This is a genomic window from Gemmobacter lutimaris, from assembly GCF_003570715.1.
GTDB lineage: Bacteria > Pseudomonadota > Alphaproteobacteria > Rhodobacterales > Rhodobacteraceae > Gemmobacter > Gemmobacter lutimaris.
In genome coordinates this window covers 1-21,603 of sequence record NZ_QXXQ01000008.1, presented here as the reverse complement: position 1 = coordinate 21,603, position 21,603 = coordinate 1, and the positions used below count along the sequence as shown (strand labels likewise).

Below are 21,603 nucleotides of genomic sequence, written 5' to 3'. Positions count from 1 at the left end.
TTCCCTGCGACATATCGGGTCTGTCGGGCATTCGCCCGCCACTGGGGAGAACGGAACATGGGTTCCAGACGACTGTCGCAACTTGGCCTGCTGGCCACCACCTGCCTGCTGGCACCCGGCGCTGTCATGGCGCAGGAGGTGACCGATCTCGGCGAGATCATCATTTCCGGCGGGTTGACCAGCATTGCCGCCGAAACCTATGGCCGCGCCGTAACCGTGCTGGATGCGGAAGAAATGGCCGACCGTGGCATTACCACGGTGCAGGATGCGCTGCGCGCTTTGCCGGGCGTCGCGGTGACCGGCTCGGGCAGCACCTATACGCAGGTGCGTATCCGCGGCGGCGAGGCGAGCCATACGCTTGTGCTGATCGACGGAATCGAGGCCAGCGCCGGTTCCGATGAATATGTCTTCACCGGGCTGGAGACCGCCGACATCGAACGCATCGAGGTGCTGCGCGGCCCGCAATCGGCCTCATACGGATCCAACGCCTCGGCCGGTGTGATCAACATCATCACGAAAAAAGGCGACGAGGGCACCCATTACGGCGGTAGCGTGGAGTTCGGCAACGGCACCGCCGCTTCGGCCTTCCTGTCGCAGCGCAGCGCGCGCGGCGGCCTGAAGCTGAGCCTGTCGGACCGCAATGACAAGGGCTATGACCAGTCGGGGGATGGCGGCGAGAAGGATGGGCTTCGCCGCCGCACCCTGAATCTGTCGGGTGACTGGCAGGCGACCGACGACCTGACGCTCGGCTTCAACCTGCGCCGTTCGAAAGAGCGGTATGACTATGATTCCGAAAACTGGGCCGCGACCGATGCCGACAGCTATGTCGTCGATGACCCGGCACCCTACAGCAAGCGGGATGAGGCGACAGGCGCGCTCTGGACCGAATATGCCATGCTGGACGGCCGGATGAGCCATCGGATCGAATGGCAGGATACCGTGTTCAAACAAAGCTTCAACGGCGGCCCGACCACGCGGGGCGAGACCGAGAAGCTGAAATACCGGCTCAGCTACGCGCTTGACGGGCAGCAGGTGGCGGATGCGGCGCATCTGCTCAACGTGCTGGTGGACAAGGAGGATGACAAATCCTCGGCCGCGCCGGGCTACAAGCGCGGTATGACCTCGGTTGCGCTGGAATATCGCGGCTTCCTTGACAACGGGCTGGACATTCAGGCCGGTATCCGCCGCGACAACAACAAGACCTTCGAGGATTTCACAAGCTGGAACATCGGTCTGTCGTGGCGCGTGCCGGATACCGGTCTGCGCGTTCACGCCTCTGCCGGCCGCGCCTCGGTCAACCCGTCCTATTACGAACTTTATGCCGATGACAGCTACACGCTGGGCAATCCCCGTCTGGCGCCCGAGCGCAACACCGGCTTCGATCTGGGGATCGAGGCCGAGGTTCTGGGCGGGCGCGGCCTGATCGACGTCACCTATTTCAACGAGAAACTGGAGGACGAGATCACCTATGCCTATGGCGCGGCCGCCGATGGCTCGGGCCGGGCGACCTATGTCAACCAGCCGGGCAAAAGCCCGCGTCAGGGGGTGGAGATCAGTGGCCGCCTGCAAGCGACCGACACGCTGACGCTGGCGATGAACTACACCTATCTGGACGCGAAGAACCCCGATGGCTCGGTCGAGATCCTGCGCCCCCGGCATGAGGTCGGCCTTTCCGGCACCTTGCAGACCTTCGGCGGCCGTGGATCGGTCACGGCGGACGTGCGCTATGCAGCGGGCAACTACAGCACCGAATACTGGGGCGCCTATGCCACCCGAAAGACGCCGGTTTTCACCACGGTCAACGTGGCTGCGCGCTATGATCTGACGGATGCTGTCCAGTTGACCGGCCGTGTGACCAACATCTTTGACCGCAAGAACGTCGAAACCTGGGGCTACGCGACGCAGGGTCGCACCGCGTGGCTGGGGCTGGAGGCGAAATGGTAAGGCAGCTTTTGCTGCTTTTGCTGCTGGCCGGTCCGGTTCTTGCCGGTCCGGTTGCGGCGGGGTCAGAGGCGCCCCGGCGTGTGGTTTCAATCAACCTTTGCACCGATCAGCTTGCGATGCTGCTGGCAGCGCCGGGCCAGTTGATTTCCGTCTCCGATCTGGCGCAAGACCCGCGGTCTTCGACCATGGTCGAGGCCGCGCTGGCCTTTCCCGCCAATCAGGGGCTGGCGGAAGAGGTTTACCTGATGAAACCCGATCTGGTGCTGGCGGGCGCTTATACAGCGCGCGCCACGGTGTCCATGCTGGAACGGCTGGGTATACGCGTGGTCACCTTCCCGCCCGCAAGTTCCATCGCCGATGTGCGGCAGGGCATGCTGGACATGGGGCGTGTGCTGGGCCGCGAGGCGGCCTCGGAGACCATGCTGGCCGATTTCGATGCCCGTCTGGCGCATCTGCCGCCGGTGCCTGCACAACGTCCCACCGCCGCGACCTTCGCCGCCAATGGCTATGCCTCGGGCAGCCGCAGCCTCGCGGGCGAGATCATTGAACGCGCAGGCTATCACCATCTGGCCGAGGATCTGGGGATGCCCATGGGGGGCTTCCTGCCGCTGGAGGCGCTGGTGATGGCTGATCCCGATCTGGTTATCGCGGGTGATCCCTATCCCGGCGCCTCGCGCGCCGAAGAAGTGCTGCACCACCCCGCCCTTGCCGCGTTGACCGGCGGGCAGACGGTGCTTGAGGAAAACGACTGGGTCTGTGGCTTGCCCGCGCTGCTGGATGCGACCGAGCGGCTGGCCGCCACCCGCGCCGGGGCCGCGCCATGAGCTTTTCGCGGCTGCTGACCCTGCTGACCGTGCTGGTCATGCTGCTTTTCCTTGCCTCGCTGGTGACGGGCGTTGCAGCCGCAGGTCCGGGTGAGTCCTTCCGGGCGCTGGTTTTCGGCGATGGCGGACCGCTGACGCTCGTGATGCGGGAAATCCGCCTGCCACGCGCCCTGCTGGCAGTGATGGTGGGTGTGAGCCTCGGGCTGTCGGGGGCTGCAATGCAGGGGTTGCTGCGCAATCCGTTGGCCGAACCGGGGCTGATCGGCGTATCGGCCTCGGCCGCGCTGGGGGCAGTTCTGGCCTTGCAGACCGGGCTCGCGGCAGCCTTCACGCTTGCACTGCCGATGGCGGCGCTGCTGGGTGCGCTGGCCGGTGTGCTGTTGATCCTGCTGCTTGCAGGGCAGGGTGGGGGGGCGCTGGGGCTGATCCTCGCCGGGGTGGCCCTGTCTGCGTTGGCGGCGGCGATGACCTCGCTTGTGCTGAACCTGTCACCCAATCCCTTTGCCGCCAATGAAATCGTGTTCTGGATGATGGGGTCGCTGGCCGATCGCAGCTTTGCCCACGTCTGGATCGCGCTGCCGGTCATGGCTGTCGGCTGGCTGGCGCTGGCGAATACCGGCCGGGGGCTGGAGGCGCTGACGCTGGGCGAAGATGCCGCCGCCGCCATGGGGACCGACCTGCGCCGCCTGCGGCTGATGGTGGTGACCGGCGTCGCGGCCTCGGTCGGCGCCGCCACGGCGGTCGCGGGGGCCGTGGGCTTCGTCGGGCTGGTGGTGCCGCATCTGCTGCGAGGGGCGGTTGGCGGGCGGCCGTCGCGGTTGCTGCCTGCCGCCGCCTTGGGTGGCGCGGCACTGGTGCTGGCTGCCGACATCGGCGTGCGGGTCATCCTGTCGGGGCGCGACCTGAAGCTCGGTGTCCTGATGGCACTGGTTGGCGCGCCGGTGTTTCTGCATCTGATCTGGCGCATGAGAGGGCAGACATGAGCCTTTTGACGCTGGATCATCTGAGCCTGTCACGCAATGACACCCCCGTATTGCGTGACATTTCCCTGTCGATCGAGCCGGGTGAATGTGTGGGCCTGCTGGGGCCGAACGGGGCGGGGAAATCCACGCTGATGCGCGCAGCGCTGGGGCTGGTGCCGGCTTCGGGCCAAAGCTCGCTTGCCCGTCTGCGCGCCGCCGACCGCGCTGCCCGTGTCGCCTGGCTGCCGCAGGCGCGCGAGATCGCATGGCCGGTCAGTGTGGCGCATCTGGTGTCGCTTGGCGCCATGGCACGGGGCCGGGCCGAGGATCACCCCTCGGTCGCAGCCGCCATGGCCCGCATGGGTCTGGAAACTTACCGCGACCGGGTGGCCACCGCGCTGTCGGGCGGCGAACAGGCGCGGGTTCTGCTGGCGCGCGCACTGGCACAGGACACGCCGCTTCTGATGGCGGATGAACCCGTTGCGGGCCTTGACCCCGCGCAGCAGATCCGCAGCATGCGGGTCTTGCGCGCGCTGGCGGACGAGGGGCGCGGGATCGTGGTCTCGCTACACGATCTCGGGCTGGCGGCACGGCATTGCACCCGGCTTCTGGTGCTGCACAGGGGCGCTCTGGTGGCTGATGGCCCGCCGGAAACCGTGCTGACCCCCGACCTGCTGGCCGGAGTCTTTGACATCATCGCCCACCGCGCCGACACGCCCGAAGGCCCCAGCTTTCAGCCGCTTGCCACGGTGTCGCAATGATCACGCTGACGCTCGCCCGGCCCTGGCTGATTGCCGATCTGGGGCAGGAGATGCGCGTGCTCAGCTTCGCGCCCTGGCGACCCGGCTTTGCCACCGCCCGCCGCATCCTGTGGCGCGAGGTGCGCAATGCCGATCTGACCCCCGATCTTGACGTGGACCGCTGGTTCGCAGCCGAAATGGCAAGGCAGGGGGCGACGGGCGACATCGGTATGCTGACCTCGCGCGACATCGGGCGTCACTTTCAGATGCGTGTGGAGGTGGAGGGCATCGCCGTCACCTGTATTGCCACCGTCGGCCTTGGAAATGCCGAGGCGGTGGGGGCGCGGCGCGGGAGGCCGCCGGCACCGGCCGGCACCATCAATCTCGCCGTTGTCATCAATGCCGGGCTAACCGAAACCGCGCAGCTTGAGGCGCTGACCATCGCGGCCGAGGCTCGCACGGCGGCGGTGATGGACAGCGGCTTGCGCCTTGGCAATGGTGCCCGCGCCACGGGCACCGGCACGGATTGCATCGCGCTGGCCTGCCTGCCCGGCCAAACTCGCTTCGCCGGGCTGCACACCGCGCTTGGCGAGGCAACAGGCCGTGCCGTGCGCGATGCCGTGGCCGCAGGGGCGGCAGACTGGATCGCCGAAAATGGCGGTGTGGCCGATGGTTATCCGCCGTGAACCCACCCGCCGGGCGCCCGCGCTTTCGCCGGGGCCGGATTTTTGCTAACCATGACGCAGCTGCCGCAGAGTTGAGGGAATACCGATGTCCGGTCAGGAACCCGTCCCCACGCTGATTTCCTTCATCACGATGGGTGGCCCCGCCATGTGGGCCATCGCCGTTCTGTCGGTGCTGGCGCTGGCGCTGATCCTGTGGAAGATCATGCGACTTCTGTCTTTCGGGGCATGGTCCGGCGGGCGCCGCACGGCCGAGGCGCTGCGGCTCTGGCATGCCGGGCAGCGCGAGGCGGCAATGGCGCTGCTGGACGGGCGCGGCTCGCTGCGCGCGCAACTGGCGCTGGCGGCGATGCGCGCGGCGCAGAACCCCGCGCTGGACCGCGAGGCGGCCGAGGCGGAAACCGCACGGGTCGCGCGCAAGTTGCTGGCACAGGCGCGCGCAGGGATGCGCGGTCTGGAGCTTGCCTCGACCATCGGGCCGCTGCTGGGGCTGCTGGGCACCGTGACCGGCATGATCGCGGCGTTTCAGGCACTGCAAGAGGCGGGTAGCCGCGCCGATCCCGCCACGCTGGCCGGCGGTATCTGGGAGGCGCTGCTGACCACAGCCGCAGGCATGGCAGTCGCAATCCCCGCTCAGGTGGCGCTGACATGGTTCGACAGCGTGGTCGATGCGCTGCGGCATGACATGGAGGATGCGGCGACGCAGATCCTGCATGGCGCCCCCGCCGCGCCGAAGCTACGGCAGGCCGCGGAATGATCCGCTTCGGCCCGGAGAGGCCGCGCCGTCGGCCTAACCTGACGCCGATGATCGACGTTGTGTTCCTGCTGCTGGTGTTCTTCATGTTGGCGTCACGTTTCGGCACAGATCGGGCGCTGCCCGTCGCCACGGCAGGAACCGGGGGGGCCTATAGTGGCCCGCCTCGTCTGGTGGAGCTTGCACCGGCAGGATTGCGGCTGAATGGTGTGCCCATCACCCCCGAGGCGCTGATTGCGGAACTGGACCGGCTGACCGAAAGCGGATCGGATGTGATCGTGCTGCGCGCCCGTGACGGCGCCGATCTTCAGGCGCTGGTCTCGGTGATGGACCGTCTGGCGGCGGTGGGGTTTTCCCGCCTTGTTCTGGTGCCGTAGCCATGGATTTCTCGGGCCCGCCCCGCCGTCGTGGCGATGAAAACCTGCTGCCGATGATCAACGTGGTCTTCCTGCTGCTGATCTTCTTTCTGATCGCGGCCCGGCTGACGGCGCCCGAACCTTTTGCCGTCACCCCGCCAGAGGCGCTGTCCGAGACAGAAGCGCAGGGCGAATTTACCCTGTTCCTCGCGGCGGATGGCCGGATCGGCTATCGCGCGATGGAAAACGAGGCTGCGTTGCAGGCCATTGCCGATGCGCGGGCCGACCATTGTGCCAGAACGGATTGCGCCGCTGACCCGCCGCACCTGACGCTGCGCGCCGATGCCGCCATGCCCGCTGCCGATCTGGCGCAGTTGTTGCCGCGTCTGTCGACGCTGGGCTTCCCGCGGATCGAATTGGTCGCGCGTCCGGGAGAGGCGGGATGACCGGACGCTGGCAGGCCGCGCTGGCGCTGGTGTTGGCGATTGCCCTGCATCTGGTGGCTTTTGCCCTGCGTCCCGATGTGGCGGGGGCAAGCTCGGGCGGGGTAGGGGGGATGGATACGGCGACGATTGCCGCCGCCCATCCGGCATTGACAGAGCTGGTTGCCACTTGGGACACCGCCCCCGATATGCCTGCACAATCTGAGGCACCCGTCGCCCCGCCGCCTGAGACCACTCTGCCAGAAGTGCCTCAAGCCGAGACCCTACCGCAACTTGCTGCCCCTTTGGCGCTGGCACAGCCTGTGGCAGAGGCACCGCCAACCGCAGATGTCAGCCTGCCACCACCCGAAGCACCGCCGAAACAGGCCAAGCCATCGGCTGCACCATTGCCACTTGCGGCACGGGAACCTGCGCCAAAGAGGCCGTCGCCGAAGCAGGCAGAACAGCCGAAGGTCGAAAAACCTGCGGCGAAACCCAAGGCCGAAAAATCCCGGAAAACCAAAGCCGCGCAAGGACAGTCGCAAAAGGCGGCGGGTCGCGGCGGTGGCGATACCGCAGGCACAGCCAAACCTTCGAAAGCGCAAACCGCCAATCTGGCAAAGCAATGGGGCGCCGCGATTCAGGCACGGATCGAGCGCCGCCTGCGCAAATCGGTCGGCGTGGGGCGCGTGACGGTTCAGGTGACGGTTGCGCGGTCGGGGCAATTGCTCGCCATGAAGATCGCCAGATCCTCGGGGCAGCCCGCGCTGGACGAAGCGGCGATGCGGGCCGTTCGGGCCGCAGGGCGCCTGCCCGCCGCGCCGAAGGGCTTTGCCGCAGACAGCCACAGCTTCAACTTGCCGCTGCGTTTTACCCGCTGACGAAGCCGCTTCGGCCGCACAGGGTTGCGTGTTAGCATCCCCCCACAGGCGGGGAGGCGCACGATGACTACAGGGCCGTTTCGTATTCTGCTGGGCACCACCAAAGGAGCCTTTCTACTGACATCACAGGAGGGGCGGCGGGCTTGGCAGGTTAGCGGCCCGTTCTGCGACGGTTGGCCGATTAACCATATCATCGGCGATCCTGAAACCGGCACGATCTGGGCGGGCGGCGGTGGTGACTGGCATGGCGCGGGGGTCTGGCGGTCGCTCGACGGAGGGGAAAGCTGGACGGTGACGCGGCTCAGCCGGGGTCAGCTTGACCGCTGGGCCGAAAGCGATGCCGATTTTGCCGCGATGATGGGCTGGAGCCCGGAACCTCTGCCCTTTGGCGAGACCATAACTCAGATCTGGTCGCTGGCGCTGGTGGGCGGCACGCTTTACGCGGGCACCAAACCGGCGCATCTTCTGGCCAGCACCGACGGCGGGCAAAGTTTCGCGCTGGTCGAGGGGCTGGACAATCACCCCTCCGCCGGAAGCTGGAACCCCGGTGCGGCGGGGTTGGTGCTGCATACCATCCTGTCAGACCCGGAGGCGCCGGAAAAGCTGTGGATCGGAATTTCTGCCGCCGGGGTCTTTGCCTCGGAAGATGGCGGCAAGACATGGGAGCGACGGAACCGCCTGTCCAATCTGGGCGGCTGTGCCGGGCATGACCATCCCGCAGGACCGCAGGGCGGCGAGATCGGCCATTGCGTGCACAACATGATGCGCGCACCGGGGACGGGGGACGTGCTGTATCAGCAGAACCACCATGGCGTCTGGCGTTCACCTGATGGCGGGCGCAGCTGGGATGACATTACCGCAGGATTGCCCTCGACCTTCGGCTTTCCGATCCGCGTGCACCCGCGCGATCCGAACCGGCTGTGGACCCTGCCGCTGAACGGGGATCGTGATGGCCGTTTCCCGCCCGGCGCGGCGGCGGCGGTCTGGCAATCGGACGATGCGGGGGCAAGCTGGCGGGCGCAACGCACAGGCCTGCCACAACAGGGCTGTTTCTTCACCGTGCTGCGGCAGGCGATGGCGGGCGATGCGCGTGACCCCGCCGGGGTCTATTTCGGCACCAATTCCGGCTCGGTCTTCGCCAGCATCGACGAAGGCGAAAGCTGGGAGGAAATCGCCCGTCACCTGCCGACCATCCTTTCGGTGGAGGTGCTGGACCGCGGCTGAAACCGCGGCCCGGCGTGGGTTCAGCGCGGCTCGGACATCAGCCCCTTCAGCACAGCCCAGCACATCAGCAGCAGGACCACGGTGAAAGGTAGCCCGGTCGAGATCACCATGGCCTGCAAGGCACCAAGACCGCCACCGACCAGCAGCACGATGGCCACGGCGCCTTCAAACGTCGCCCAGAACACCCGCTGCGGCACCGGCGCATCGACCTTGCCGCCCGCCGTGATCGTATCGATCACCAGCGAGCCGGAATCCGACGAGGTGACGAAGAACACGATGACCAGCACGATGGCGATGACCGAGGTGATGGAGCTGAGCGGCAACCCCTCCAGCATGGCGAACAGGGACAGCGGCGGGTTATAGCTGTCAATCACCTGCGCCTTCACCGCCGACGATGCCGGGTCCGACAGAACCTGATCAATCGCCACGCCGCCGAAGACCGCCATCCACAGCACGCAGACCAGCGAGGGGATGATCAGGACACAGGTGATGAATTCGCGCACCGTGCGACCGCGCGACACCCGCGCGATGAACATGCCGACAAACGGCGACCAGCTGATCCACCACGCCCAGTAGAACGCAGTCCAGCCCTCGCGGTAATCGTCATCCGTGCGGCCGAAGGGGTTCGACAGTGGCACCAGATCCTGCGCATAGGCCAGAAGGCCCTGCCCGAAATCGCCCAGAATGGCCAGCGTCGGCCCCGCGAGCAGCACAAAGAGCAGCAGCAGCGCCGCCAGCCCCATGTTGATTTCGGACAGCAGCTTCACCCCGCCATCCAGCCCGCGCAGCACCGAAAACAGCGCGACGCCGGTGATCAGCGTGATCAGGATGACCTGCACCGTGGTATCGACCGGAATGCCGAAGACATGGTTCAGCCCGGCATTTGCCTGTTGCGCGCCGAAACCAAGGCTGGTGGCAAGGCCAAAAAGTGTAGCGAATACCGCCAGAATGTCGATGACATGCCCGGTCCAGCCCCAGATCCTTTCCCCGAAGATCGGGTAAAAGGCGGAGCGGATGGTCAGCGGCAGCCCCTTGTTGAAGGAAAACAGCGCCAGCGCCAGCGCAACCACGGCATAGATCGCCCAAGGGTGCAGACCCCAGTGATAGATCGTCGCGGCAAGGCCCATCGCCTTCGCGCGGTCCACGTTCTCCGGGATCAGGTTGCCCGCTGCGTCAAAGGGCGAGGGCGTGCCCAGCGGTGCGGAAATCGCCATGTGATAGACCGGCTCCAGCACGCCGAAGAACATCAGCCCGATGCCCATACCTGCGGCGAACAGCATGGCGAACCAGCCAGTATAGCTGTAATCCGGCGTCGCATCGCGCCCGCCCAGGCGAACATTGCCCCAGGGGCTGACGATCAGCACAAGGCAGAACAGCACGAAGATGTTCGCGGCGATCAGGAAAAACCAGTCGAAGGTCGAGGTCAGCCACGGCCGCAGCCAGCCGAAGGCCGCGCCTGCCTGTTCCGGCAGCGCAAGGGCGTAAAAGACGAAGGCCACGACCGCAATGGCCGAAACCCCGAAAACCGGATTATGGATGTCGAAACCGAAAGGGCCAAGACTGCCCTCGATATTGTGTTGCCCGATCTCGTATTCGGTGTCGATGATCTCTGTCGCACCCTCGGGCGCGGGTATGCCTTGCGTATCGTCGGACTCAGCCATGACCTGCCTCCTCTCGTGATATGAATGTATCGTAATATGCGCTTGTCCGCGCATCAGAACGCCATGCGGCGGAAAGATGCCTGACCTGCCACATGCGGTTCAGGCCGTTCGCAACCGTGATCCTGTCTGCAAGCTCCGGGCGGTGGTCCATGGGATTGCCCTTTGGCCAAGCGCATGGAGGTTCACCGAAACCATGGTCCTGTCGAACATACTCTTCCTTCACGTTTCCGAGATGCCTGACTAGGAAACCTGCCTGCGAGTGTCCACCCCAACGCGGAAAAAAGCGACGTATTATGTCGCTTTTCTCCAATTAATTGCTTTCCAGAGTCATGTTTGGTCTCGCGTAGCCTCAACCTCGCGCAGAATGGCAGCAATGTGCAGGAGTTGCGCGGCCAGCGGATTCGTCTTGCGCCAGACCATGCCGATGGTGCGGCGCGGGCGCGGGTCAGACAGGCGCGCCAGTGACACGGCGGCCGAGCGGGTTTCGATCTGCACCGCCATTTCCGGGATCAAGGTCACCCCGATCCCGGCCCCGACCATCTGCACCAGAGTCGAAAGTGAACTGCCTTCCATCAGGTCGCGCGGCGCGGGCGAGGCCATGTTGCAGAACGAAAGCGCCTGATCACGGAAGCAGTGCCCCTCTTCCAGCAGCAAAAGCCGCATTTCACGCAGCTTTTCGGGTTTGGGAACCGGCTTCTCGGCATCCTCCAGCGCGCGGACCAGCACGAATTCCTCGTCAAACAGTGCCTCCTCATGCAGAAAGGGTTCCGAGACCGGAAGGGCCACAATGGCGGCATCCATGCGGCCCTCGGCCAGATCCTCGATCAGACGCTGGGTCACCGCCTCACGCGGGCGCAGGTCAATCCCCGGAAAGGCGGCGGACAGCGCCTTGATGACGGCGGGCAGCAGATAGGGGGCAACGGTTGGAATGACGCCGATGCGCAATTGCCCCACCAGCGGCCCCTGCGAGGCCCGCGCCAATGCCCCAAGTTCATCCACCGCCCGCAGAATATCGCGCACACGGCCAGCGAATTCCTCACCAAGGGCCGTCAGCCGGATGCGCCGCGCCCCGCGTTCGACCAGCGGGGTTCCAAGAATTTCCTCAAGTTCCTTGATCTGAAGCGACAGCGCGGGTTGCGAGATGGCACAAGCCTCGGCGGCACGGCCGAAATGACCGTTCTGGGCGAGCGCATCGAAGTAGCGCAGGTGGCGCATCGAAAGACCAATCATAAGAAATTCATATTGCCTTCATTAGAAAATGCAAATTCTAATTATGAAAGAACCGTGCCACAACCGGGGCATCAAGCGCCGGCCGGCCTGAAGAGGGATTCGTCTTTCTTCTGGCACCGGGCACGAAGCCAGAAGTTGGGAGAGGAAGATGGACGGAAACGACGTGAAATCCGGTGGCAAATGCCCGGTCATGCATGGCGGCAATACCGAGACCAGCGCATCGGTCATGAGCTGGTGGCCCAATGCGCTGAACCTCGACATCCTGCATCAACACGACAGCAAGACCGACCCGATGGGGGCCGAGTTCAGCTATCGGGAAGCCGTGAAATCGCTGGATTTCGACGCGCTGAAGAAGGACATGCACGCGCTTCTGACCGACAGCCAGGACTGGTGGCCGGCGGACTGGGGCCATTATGGCGGTCTGTTCATCCGCATGGCCTGGCACTCTGCCGGCTCTTACCGTCTGGCTGACGGGCGTGGCGGTGGCGGCACTGGCAACCAGCGCTTCGCGCCGCTGAATTCGTGGCCGGACAATGCCAGCCTCGACAAGGCCCGCCGCCTGCTGTGGCCGCTGAAGAAGAAATACGGCAACAAGATTTCCTGGGCCGATCTGATGATCCTCGCCGGGACGGTGGCCTATGAAAACATGGGCCTGAAATCCTTCGGCTTCGGCTTTGGCCGCGCCGACATCTGGCACCCCGAGAAAGACGTCTACTGGGGTGCGGAAAAGGAATGGCTGGCGCCGTCCGACAACCGCTATGGCGATGTCGAAAAGCCGGATACCATGGAAAACCCGCTGGCCGCCGTGCAGATGGGTCTGATCTACGTCAACCCGGAAGGCGTGAACGGCAAGCCCGATCCGCTGAAGACCGCCGCGCAGGTGCGCGAGACCTTCGCCCGCATGGCGATGAATGACGAGGAAACCGTGGCACTGACTGCCGGTGGCCATACCGTCGGCAAGGCGCATGGCATGGGCAATGCCGCGCGGCTCGGCCCGGAGCCGGAAGCGGCCGGGATCGAGGCGCAGGGCTTCGGCTGGGCTAACCCCGACCAGAACGGCCAGGCCAACCGCGCCATGACCTCGGGTATCGAAGGCGCCTGGACCACGCATCCGACGAAGTTCGACATGGGCTTTTTCGAGATGCTGTTCGGCCATGAGTGGGAACTGCGCAAATCCCCCGCCGGTGCCTGGCAGTGGGAGCCGGTCAGCATCAAGGAAGAAGACAAACCGCTGGATGCCACCGACCCGTCGAAGCGCCACAACCCGATGATGACCGACGCCGACATGGCGATGCGTGTTGACCCGGCTTACAACGCGATCTGCCAGAAGTTCATGGCGGACCCGGAGTACTTCAAGGACACTTTCGCCCGCGCGTGGTTCAAGCTGACCCACCGCGACATGGGGCCGAAGGCACGCTACATCGGGCCTGACGTCCCGGCCGAAGACCTGATCTGGCAAGATCCGGTTCCGGCGGGTTCGACCGGCTGGGATGTGGCGGCGGTGAAGGCGAAAATTGCCGCCTCCGGCCTGTCGCTGGCCGATATGGTGGCGACCGCATGGGACAGCGCCCGCACCTATCGCGGCTCTGACATGCGGGGGGGCGCCAATGGTGCCCGCATCCGTCTGGCACCGCAGAAGGACTGGGCCGGGAACGAGCCGGCACGTCTGGCGCGGGTTCTGTCGGTGCTGGAGCCGATCGCCGCCGCTGCGGGGGCTTCGATCGCCGATGTGATCGTGCTGGCGGGTAACGTCGGGGTGGAACAGGCCGCGAAAGCCGCCGGTTACGCCGTCGAGGTGCCCTTCGCCCCCGGCCGTGGCGATGCGACCGATGCGATGACGGATGCCGAATCCTTCGACGTGCTGGAGCCGCTGGCCGATGGCTTCCGCAACTGGCAGAAGAAGGATTACGTCGTCAGCCCCGAGGAAATGCTGCTGGACCGGGCGCAGCTTCTGGGCCTGACAGCGCCGGAAATGACCGTTCTGGTCGGCGGTATGCGGGCCATGGGCACCAACCACGGCGGCACTGCGCATGGTGTGTTCACTGATCGCGTTGGTGCGTTGACCCCGGACTTCTTCGTCAACCTGACCGACATGGCCTATAGCTGGCATCCCGTTGGCGCGGGCGTCTATGAGATCCGCGACCGCAAGACCGGCGCGGTGAAATGGACGGCGACGCGGGCGGATCTGGTGTTCGGTTCCAATTCGATCCTGCGCTCCTATGCCGAGGTCTATGCTCAGGACGACAACGCCGGGAAGTTCGTGAAGGACTTCGTGGCCGCCTGGAACAAGGTGATGAACGCCGACCGTTTCGATCTGAACGCCTGATCGGCTCTGCGGAAAAAGAAACCGGGCGCCAAGCGGCGCCCGGTTTTTCATTGCCGGTCCGGCAACTCAGTCCGGCAGCCCCTCGACGATGACCACATGCACTGTCGCTGCCCCTGCGCGCCGGGCACGCGCGGCCCGGTATTCGGCCGAGTCGTAGCAGGCCCGCGCATCCGCGAGCGTCGGGAATTCGATCACCACATGGCGGTCAAGCGCCGGGCCTTCCAGCACCTCGGCCTTGCCGCCCCGTGCCAGAAACCGGGCACCATGTGCGACGAAGGCTGCCGGGGCCAATGCCTGATATCCGGCATAGGCATCCGGGTCTGTGACCGTCACATGGGCGATCCAGTAGGCGCTCATCCCTGATCCTCCAGCAGATGCCGGGCGATGTCGGCGGCATCCCGCAGATGCGCGCGCACCGCTTCGGCGGCGGCATCGGGGGCATTGGCGCAGATGGCGGCACAGATCCGCGCCATATGCGCGGGGCCGGAAATCCGACGGTCCGTCGTTGCCAGCGTCAGCGCCCGCAGCCGCGAGATACGGCTGTTCAGGCGCTGCACGATCTCCCATGCGATGTCATGCCCGGCGGAGGTGAAGATCACCTCGTAAAACGCAGTTGTGGCAGCATAAAGTTTCTGCGGGGCCGCATCGGTGAAGGCGGCCTCAAGCTCTGCCAGCGCGGCGCGCAGCCGGTCTTTTACCACCACATCCGCAACGCGCGCGCAGGCAGCGGCGGCATCAGCCTCCAGCAGGCGGCGGATGTCATAGATCTGTCGCGCGCGCGGCCAGTCCAGTGTCGCCACCACCGGGCCACTGCGGCCCAGCGTTTCCACCAGCCCCTCGGCCTCCAGATAGCGGATCGCCTCGCGCACCACGGACCGCGATACGCCCAGTTGATCACAGAGTGTGCGTTCCACCAAGCGGTCACCGCCGGTGAACCGCCCGGTGATGATGGCATGGCGGAGCCGTTCAACCGCCAGTTCCCGCAGGGTGGTGGGCGAATGGGCGATACGCAGGTCGTGTTCGGGTGTCTGATCCATGGTCGCAGATTAGACGCGCCCCGGTCTTCGCGCAAGTTGTTCTTGACATTCCGTATTATGGTATACCAACATACCATCACAACGAACCGGAGGGACTCAGGGCATGTCGGCGCAGATTCGCAAGACGCTCATCACCATTGAAACCACGCTGGTCGAAGGCGGCCGCGCCGCGCCCAGCCCGCTGAAGCTGATTGCGGCGGCGGCGGTGCTGAAGAACCCCTGGGCCGGGCGTGGCTTCGTCGAGGATCTGAAGCCCGAAATCCACGTCGTCGCACCGGAACTGGGCGCGCTGCTGACCGGGATGATCCTCGATGCGGCAGGTGGCGCCGAGAATGTCGAGGGCTATGGCAAGGCGGCGGTCGTCGGGCTGGAGGGCGAGCTGGAACATGCCAATGCGCTGATCCACACGCTGCGCTTCGGTAATCACTACCGTCAGGCACTGGCCGCCAAGACCTATCTTGCCTTCACCAATGTGCGCGGTGCCGCGAACTGCCCGGTGATGATCCCGCTGATGGACAAGAACGACGAGGGTCGCCGCTCGCATTACCAGACCATCCACTTCTCCATCCCCGACGCACCGGCGGCGGATGAGATCGTGGTGGCGCTGGGGGCCTCGACCGGCGGGCGCCCGCATCATCGTATCGGCGACCGCTATCAGGATCTGAAGGATCTGGGGCATGATGTCTCGAACCCTGCCGCTGTCTGACGGCAGCGCGGTCCGGCTGCTGGAGGCCGGAACCGGCGCGGCCCTGCTGCTGATCCACGGCGTCGGCCTCCGGGCCGAAGCATGGGGACCGCAGATCGCGGCGCTGGCCGATACCGCGCATGTGATCGCGGTGGACATGCCGGGCCATGGCGGCAGTGATCCGCTGCCCAAAGGCGCGCGCCTGCCCGATTACGTCGCATGGGCAGCGCGGGTGGTCGAGGCGCTGATGCTGGGGCCGGTCAATGTGGCCGGGCATTCGATGGGCGCGCTGATCGCCGGTGGCCTTGCGGTTGAACGCCCGGATCTCGTGCGCGGGGTTGCACTTCTGAATGGCGTGCATCGCCGCAGCGCCGAGGCGCGCGCGGCAGTCGAGGCGCGGGCGACGGAAATCGCTGCCGGGGCAAACGGGATCGAGGTGCCGCTGGCGCGCTGGTTCGGGCCGGGGGAAGAGGCGGCGCGCGATCAGGTCGCAGGCTGGCTGCGGGCCGTCAACCCGGCGGGCTATGCCGCCGCCTATCGCGCCTTCGCCGAAGGCGATGACGTCTATGCCGACCGCCTGTCGGCCATCCGCTGCCCGCTGCTGGTGTTGACCGGCGACGGTGACGCCAATTCGACCCCGGCGATGACCGAAGCGATGGCCGCCATGGCGCCGCAGGGCCGGGCGGTTGTGATCGCCGGGCACCGGCATATGGTCAACCTCACCGCGCCCGAGGCCGTTACGGCCGAGATGAAACGCTGGCTTGCAACGACGGAGGCGCAGGCATGACCGGAACCCCGCTGGACCCCCGCGCGCTGCGCGATGCCTTCGGTTGCTTCATGACCGGGGTGACCGTGATCACCACCATCGGGCCGGATGACAGGCCCCTGGGCTTTACCGCCAATTCGTTTTCCTCGGTCTCGCTGGACCCGCCGCTGCTGCTGGTGTCCATTGCCAACAGTTCAATCAACCGCGCCGCTTTTGAAAGCGCGCCGGGCTTTGCCGTGAACATTCTGGCCGAGGGGCAGAAGGATGTTTCCGCCACTTTCGCGCGGCCGGTGGAGGATCGCTTTGCCACCGTCTATTGGCGCAAGGGGCCGGTCGGATCGCCGCTGATCGCGGGGGTTTCGGCATGGTTCGACTGCACGCTGGAACAGGCCGTTGCAGCGGGGGATCACACCATTCTCATCGGCCGCATCGGCGGCTTCGAGGCCACGCCTGCGCCGGGGCTGGGCTATTACCGCGGCGCCTATGTCACCCCGGCGCAGACGGCGGCGCAACTGCCGACCGGGCCGGATGTGGTGATCTCGGCCATTCTGGAAGCCAGCGGACAGATCCTGCTGGTGGATGACGGGCAGGGCGGTGGCCTCACGCTGCCGACCGCGCGCGTGGGCCGCGAAGGGGTGCAGACCGCACTGGCCGCGCTGATCGCCGCGACCGGGCTGACAGCCGCGCCGGGCTCGATCTACGCCGTTTACGAGGATGTCGCGCAGGGACGGCAGCATATCGCCTTCCGCTGCGCCGCCGAGACAGGCCGCCCCGCACGGGGCGCTTTCGTTGACCTGACAGCCGAAGGCGTGGCCGAGGTGACGGACCCGGCGATGCGCGTCATGCTGGAGCGGTTGGCCGACGAAGCGCGGATCGGCAATTACGGCATCTATTTCGGCACCCACGAACAGGGACGCGTGCAAAGGACCGGGGAAAGGTAACCCATGAAATTCTCACTTTTCATCCATATGGAGCGCGTCTCGGCCGAAGAGGACCAGAAGCAGCTTTATGACGAGATGATCGCGCTGTGCCGGATTGCCGACGAAGGCGGGATGCATGCCATCTGGACGGGCGAACATCACGGCATGAACTTCACCATCGCGCCCAATCCGCTGTTGAACCTCGTCGATCTGGCGCATCGGACGAAGAACGTGCGTCTGGGCACCGGCACCGTCATCGCGCCGTTCTGGCATCCGATCCGGCTGGCGGGCGAGGCCGCCATGGCCGACATCATCACCGGCGGGCGGCTGGAACTGGGTATCGCACGCGGCGCCTACAACTTTGAATACGAACGGCTGATGCCGGGGATGGATGCCTGGGGCGCGGGCGGCCGGATGCGCGAGCTGGTGCCAGCCATCAAGGCGCTGTGGCAGGGCGATTACGCCCATGACGGCGAGTATTGGCAGTTCCCGAAAACCACCTCGGCGCCCCTGCCGGTGCAACAGCCGCATCCGCCGATCTGGGTGGCGGCGCGTGACCCGAACAGCCATGAGTTTGCCGTCTCGCAAGGCTGCAATGTGCAGGTGACGCCGCTGCATCTGGGCGATGAGGAAGTGCAAAGCCTGATGGATCGCTTCAACGCGGCCTGCGCCAAATTCCCCGAGATTGCCCGGCCAAGGATCATGGTCCTGCGCCACACCTATGTCGCGGACAGCGAAGCCGATGCCCAGCAGGGCGCGGAGGAGCTGAACATGTTCTACAACTACTTCGGCGCATGGTTCAAAAACGAACGTCCCATTTCCATGGGGCTGATCGAAACGCTGACCCCCGAGGATGTCGCCGCCCATCCGTTCTATTCAGCCGAGGCGATGCGCAAGAACCAGATCATTGGCGAGGCGCCCGAGGTTATCGAACGCATCAAATCCTATGAGGCGATGGGCTATGATGAATTCAGCTTCTGGATCGACAGCGGCATGAGCTTCGCGCGGAAAAAGGCTTCGCTCGAACGCTTTATCCGTGACGTGATGCCCGCCTTCGCCTGAGGACAGACCATGGACCGTTTCCAGCATTATATCGACGGGCGTTTCGAGGATGCCGCGCAGGGGTTCGACAGCATCGACCCCGCGACTGGCAACCCTTGGGCGCGGATGCCCGCTGCCTCGGCCGAAGATGTGGGCCGGGCGGTGGTGGCGGCGGACCGGGCTTTTGGCACCTGGGCCGCGACCCCGGCGACCGCGCGGGGCAAGCTGCTTTATCGTCTGGCCGATCTGGTGCAGGAAGCGGCGCCGCGTCTGGCGGCGCTGGAAACCCGTGATACCGGCAAGATCATCCGCGAGACCAGCGCGCAGATCGCCTATGTCGCGGAATACTACCGCTATTACGCAGGGCTGGCCGACAAGATCGAGGGCGCGCATCTGCCCATCGACAAACCGGATATGGAGGTCTGGCTGCGGCGTGAACCCGTGGGCGTGGTGGCGGCCATCGTGCCGTGGAACAGCCAGTTGTTCCTCAGCGCGGTAAAGCTGGGCCCGGCGCTGGCGGCCGGTTGCACGGTGGTGTTGAAGGCAAGCGAGGACGGCCCCGCGCCCCTCCTGGAATTCGCGCGGCTGGTCGATCAGGCGGGATTCCCGGCCGGGGTGGTCAATATCCTGACCGGCGGGCCTGAGGCGGGGGTGGCGCTGACCACCCATCCGAAGGTTGCCCATATCGCCTTCACCGGCGGGCCGGAGACCGCGCGGCATATCGTGCGCGCCTCGGCCGAGAACCTGTCGAAGACCTCTCTGGAGCTGGGCGGCAAGTCGCCCTTCATCGTGTTTGACGACGCCGATCTGGACAGCGCAGCCAATGCGCAGGTGGCGGGGATCTTCGCCGCCACCGGGCAAAGCTGTGTTGCCGGTTCGCGCCTGCTGGTGCAGCGCAGCGTAAAGGACGCTTTCCTTGCGCGGCTGAAGGCCAAGGCTGAGGCGGTGGCCATCGGCGCCCCCGATGTGATGGCGACCGAGGTCGGCCCGCTGTGCACCGCGCGGCAGCGCGACCGGCTGCACGGGCTGGTGACCGAGACGCTGAGGGCGGGGGCAAGGCTGGTGACCGGCGGGCAGATGCCGGAAGGCGCGGGTTTCTACTATCCGCCGACGATCCTTGATTGCTCCGACGTGCCCGATGCGCCTTCGGTCAGGCAAGAACTGTTCGGGCCAGTCCTTTCCGTCGTCACCTTCGACACCGAGGCCGAGGCGCTGCAACTGGCCAACGACACCGCCTATGGCCTTGCCTCGGGCGTGTTCACCCGCAGCCTGACGCGGGCGCACCGGATGATCCGCGGCATCCGTGCCGGCATCGTCTGGGTGAATACTTATCGCGCCGTTTCTCCCATCGCGCCTTTTGGTGGCCACGGTCTTTCCGGCCATGGCCGCGAGGGCGGGCTGGCGGCGGCGCTGGACTACACGACGGTGAAAACCGTGTGGCTGCGCACCTCGGACGATCCGATCCCGGACCCGTTCGTCATGCGCTGATATCTGAAAAACAGAACAGGGAAGAATGCCATGAAAAAAACGATCTTCGCGCTGGCCGTCGCCAGCGCCCTGACGGCGCATGCGGCCTCGGCAGAGGATATGGTCTTCACCTCCTGGGGTGGCACCACCCAGGACGCGCAGGCCGCCAACTGGGCGCAGCCCTTCTCCGAGAAGACCGGAACCGCCGTCGTGCAGGACGGGCCGACCGACTACGGCAAGATCAAGGCCATGGTCGAGGCGGGTGCCGTGACCTGGGATGTGGTCGATGCAGAATTCGACTGGGCGCTGCAAGCGGGCAAACAGGGCCTGCTGGAGCCACTGGATTTTGCGGTGATCGACAAGGCCAAGCTCGACCCGCGCTTCGTGTCGGATTTCGCGGTAGGGTCGTTCTACTATTCCTTCGTGTTGGGCTGGAATCCGGCGAATTTCAGCGATGCGCAGCCTGCCACGCTGGCCGATCTGTTCGACACCACCAAGTTCCCCGGCAAGCGGACCTTCTACAAATGGTCCGCCCCCGGTGTGATCGAGGCGGCTCTGCTGGCCGATGGCGTGGCCCCGGATGCGCTGTATCCGCTGGATCTGGACCGGGCGTTCAAGAAGCTCGATACCATCAAGTCCGACATCATCTGGTGGGAAGGCGGCGCGCAAAGCCAGCAACTTCTGGCGTCGGGTGAGGCACCGATCGGCTTCTTCTGGAACGGCCGTCTGGCGGCGCTGCAAGCCGATGGCATGCCGGTCGGCATCAGCTGGGACCAGAACATCACCGCCGCCGACGCGCTGGTCGTGCCGAAGGGCACCGCCCACAAGGAGGCCGCGATGAAGTTCATCGCCCAAGCGACCAGCGCCGAGGGGCAGGCCGCCTTTGCCGCCGCGACCGGCTACGCGCCTGTTAACCTCGGGTCGGCTGATCTGATGGACCCCGCCGTCCGCGCCACGCTGCCCGATGCGCAGACCGCCGTGCAGGTGAATGCCGATATGGCCTATTGGGCCGAACACCGCGACGAGATCGGCAACCGCTGGTATGCTTGGCAGGCACAGTAACGCCTGACCGCCCGCCCGGATGCCCGCCGCGCGCATCCGGGTCCTTTCCCGACTTTCTGGAGGTTCTGCAATGCTCTCCGCCACTTCCGGCGGCCGCGGTTCGGGGCTTGGCTTCGCCATGCCCGCGATCCTGCTGCTGCTGGCTTTCTTCGTCATCCCCGTCGCATTCCTGCTGATGCGTTCGGTGACCGAGCCTGCGCCGGGCTTGCAGAACTATGCGACCCTGCTGGGCAGCACGACCTATGCGAAGATCTTCTTCAACACTTTCTTCGTGGCGGGGGTGGTGACGGCCATCACCGTGCTGATCGCCTTTCCCGTCGCCTGGGCACTGGCCATCATGCCCGCCCGTTGGGCTGCCGTGATCTTCGCGGTGATCCTGCTGTCGATGTGGACCAATCTGCTGGCCCGCACCTATGCCTGGATGGTGCTGCTGCAACAGACCGGGCTCATCAACCGGATGCTGAAGGCCATCGGGCTGATCGACCAGCCGCTGCAACTGACCAACAACCTGATCGGCGTGACCATCGGCATGGTCTATATCATGCTGCCTTTCATGATCCTGCCGCTGCTGGGTGTCATCAGGAAGATCGACCCGGCCATCCTGCAAGCCGCCGCGCT

General features: G+C 65.7%; 22 protein-coding genes. 18 read left to right on the top strand and 4 right to left on the bottom strand.

Annotated elements, in window-relative coordinates; genetic code table 11:
• The first annotated feature begins 57 nt into the window (after nucleotides 1-57).
• The 10 genes from D2N39_RS14230 to D2N39_RS14185 all read left to right on the top strand — a co-directional run bounded on the left by D2N39_RS14230 (nucleotide 58) and on the right by D2N39_RS14185 (nucleotide 8,790).
• Entirely contained in the window at nucleotides 58-1,944 is a 1,887-nt protein-coding gene (locus tag D2N39_RS14230; RefSeq protein WP_119135450.1) for a TonB-dependent receptor plug domain-containing protein, read from the top strand.
• Nucleotides 1,938-2,768, top strand: a complete 831-nt coding sequence (locus D2N39_RS14225) for an ABC transporter substrate-binding protein (RefSeq protein ID WP_119135449.1) — start codon at nucleotides 1,938-1,940, stop codon at nucleotides 2,766-2,768. The genes D2N39_RS14230 and D2N39_RS14225 overlap by 7 nt, the downstream gene beginning before the upstream one ends.
• Nucleotides 2,765-3,751, top strand: coding sequence for a FecCD family ABC transporter permease (locus D2N39_RS14220; protein WP_119135448.1), 987 nt, complete (start codon nucleotides 2,765-2,767; stop codon nucleotides 3,749-3,751). Before D2N39_RS14225 ends, D2N39_RS14220 begins: the two co-directional genes overlap by 4 nt.
• Complete coding sequence (locus D2N39_RS14215) at nucleotides 3,748-4,491, top strand: ABC transporter ATP-binding protein (RefSeq protein WP_119135447.1); 744 nt, start codon at nucleotides 3,748-3,750, stop codon at nucleotides 4,489-4,491. Before D2N39_RS14220 ends, D2N39_RS14215 begins: the two co-directional genes overlap by 4 nt.
• Nucleotides 4,488-5,156: an adenosylcobinamide amidohydrolase gene (locus tag D2N39_RS14210; RefSeq protein ID WP_119135446.1), complete on the top strand. Its 669-nt coding sequence runs from the start codon at nucleotides 4,488-4,490 to the stop codon at nucleotides 5,154-5,156. The genes D2N39_RS14215 and D2N39_RS14210 overlap by 4 nt, the downstream gene beginning before the upstream one ends.
• Before the next feature lie 85 nt (nucleotides 5,157-5,241).
• Nucleotides 5,242-5,910, top strand: a complete 669-nt coding sequence (locus tag D2N39_RS14205) for a MotA/TolQ/ExbB proton channel family protein (protein ID WP_119135445.1) — start codon at nucleotides 5,242-5,244, stop codon at nucleotides 5,908-5,910.
• Nucleotides 5,907-6,284: an ExbD/TolR family protein gene (locus D2N39_RS14200; protein ID WP_119135444.1), complete on the top strand. Its 378-nt coding sequence runs from the start codon at nucleotides 5,907-5,909 to the stop codon at nucleotides 6,282-6,284. The genes D2N39_RS14205 and D2N39_RS14200 overlap by 4 nt, the downstream gene beginning before the upstream one ends.
• Nucleotides 6,285-6,286: 2 nt before the next feature.
• Entirely contained in the window at nucleotides 6,287-6,709 is a 423-nt protein-coding gene (locus tag D2N39_RS14195) for an ExbD/TolR family protein (protein ID WP_119135443.1), read from the top strand.
• Nucleotides 6,706-7,566: an energy transducer TonB family protein gene (locus D2N39_RS14190; RefSeq protein ID WP_119135442.1), complete on the top strand. Its 861-nt coding sequence runs from the start codon at nucleotides 6,706-6,708 to the stop codon at nucleotides 7,564-7,566. Before D2N39_RS14195 ends, D2N39_RS14190 begins: the two co-directional genes overlap by 4 nt.
• A gap of 63 nt (nucleotides 7,567-7,629) precedes the next feature.
• On the top strand, nucleotides 7,630-8,790 hold the full coding sequence (locus D2N39_RS14185) for a WD40/YVTN/BNR-like repeat-containing protein (RefSeq protein WP_119135441.1): 1,161 nt from the start codon (nucleotides 7,630-7,632) through the stop codon (nucleotides 8,788-8,790).
• Nucleotides 8,791-8,810: 20 nt separating this feature from the next.
• On the opposite strand, the gene D2N39_RS14180 is transcribed toward D2N39_RS14185, so the two are convergent.
• Together D2N39_RS14180 and D2N39_RS14175 are read right to left on the bottom strand one after the other, a co-directional pair.
• Entirely contained in the window at nucleotides 8,811-10,451 is a 1,641-nt protein-coding gene (locus D2N39_RS14180) for a BCCT family transporter (protein WP_119135440.1), read from the bottom strand.
• Between the two features lie 327 nt (nucleotides 10,452-10,778).
• Complete coding sequence (locus tag D2N39_RS14175) at nucleotides 10,779-11,681, bottom strand: hydrogen peroxide-inducible genes activator (RefSeq protein ID WP_119135439.1); 903 nt, start codon at nucleotides 11,679-11,681, stop codon at nucleotides 10,779-10,781.
• A gap of 148 nt (nucleotides 11,682-11,829) precedes the next feature.
• Between D2N39_RS14175 and katG the strand changes: the two genes are divergently transcribed.
• A complete protein-coding gene (katG, locus tag D2N39_RS14170) occupies nucleotides 11,830-14,007 on the top strand; it encodes a catalase/peroxidase HPI (RefSeq protein WP_119135438.1) in 2,178 nt (725 codons plus the stop codon).
• Between the two features lie 66 nt (nucleotides 14,008-14,073).
• On the opposite strand, the gene D2N39_RS14165 is transcribed toward katG, so the two are convergent.
• Complete coding sequence (locus D2N39_RS14165; protein WP_119135437.1) at nucleotides 14,074-14,364, bottom strand: DUF1330 domain-containing protein; 291 nt, start codon at nucleotides 14,362-14,364, stop codon at nucleotides 14,074-14,076.
• Complete coding sequence (locus D2N39_RS14160) at nucleotides 14,361-15,044, bottom strand: GntR family transcriptional regulator (protein WP_119135436.1); 684 nt, start codon at nucleotides 15,042-15,044, stop codon at nucleotides 14,361-14,363. The genes D2N39_RS14165 and D2N39_RS14160 overlap by 4 nt, the downstream gene beginning before the upstream one ends.
• A 103-nt stretch (nucleotides 15,045-15,147) precedes the next feature.
• On the opposite strand from D2N39_RS14160, the gene D2N39_RS14155 reads away from it, so the two are divergent.
• The 7 genes from D2N39_RS14155 to D2N39_RS14125 form a co-directional block, all read left to right on the top strand.
• Nucleotides 15,148-15,750, top strand: a complete 603-nt coding sequence (locus D2N39_RS14155; protein ID WP_119135435.1) for an amino acid synthesis family protein — start codon at nucleotides 15,148-15,150, stop codon at nucleotides 15,748-15,750.
• Nucleotides 15,722-16,516 (top strand): alpha/beta fold hydrolase, encoded by a 795-nt coding sequence (locus D2N39_RS14150; RefSeq protein ID WP_119135434.1) that lies wholly within the window; start codon nucleotides 15,722-15,724, stop codon nucleotides 16,514-16,516. The genes D2N39_RS14155 and D2N39_RS14150 overlap by 29 nt, the downstream gene beginning before the upstream one ends.
• A complete protein-coding gene (locus tag D2N39_RS14145) occupies nucleotides 16,513-17,436 on the top strand; it encodes a flavin reductase family protein (RefSeq protein ID WP_119135433.1) in 924 nt (307 codons plus the stop codon). Before D2N39_RS14150 ends, D2N39_RS14145 begins: the two co-directional genes overlap by 4 nt.
• A gap of 3 nt (nucleotides 17,437-17,439) precedes the next feature.
• Entirely contained in the window at nucleotides 17,440-18,477 is a 1,038-nt protein-coding gene (locus D2N39_RS14140) for an LLM class flavin-dependent oxidoreductase (protein ID WP_119135432.1), read from the top strand.
• Between the two features lie 9 nt (nucleotides 18,478-18,486).
• Nucleotides 18,487-19,944, top strand: a complete 1,458-nt coding sequence (locus D2N39_RS14135; RefSeq protein WP_119135431.1) for an aldehyde dehydrogenase — start codon at nucleotides 18,487-18,489, stop codon at nucleotides 19,942-19,944.
• A gap of 30 nt (nucleotides 19,945-19,974) precedes the next feature.
• The gene (locus D2N39_RS14130; protein ID WP_119135430.1) at nucleotides 19,975-20,985 is read left to right on the top strand and encodes an ABC transporter substrate-binding protein; all 1,011 of its coding nucleotides are present in this window, start codon (nucleotides 19,975-19,977) and stop codon (nucleotides 20,983-20,985) included.
• 70 nt (nucleotides 20,986-21,055) lie between these two features.
• Nucleotides 21,056-21,603: ABC transporter permease (locus D2N39_RS14125; RefSeq protein WP_147373497.1), on the top strand; the 548-nt coding region annotated here is incomplete at its 3' end.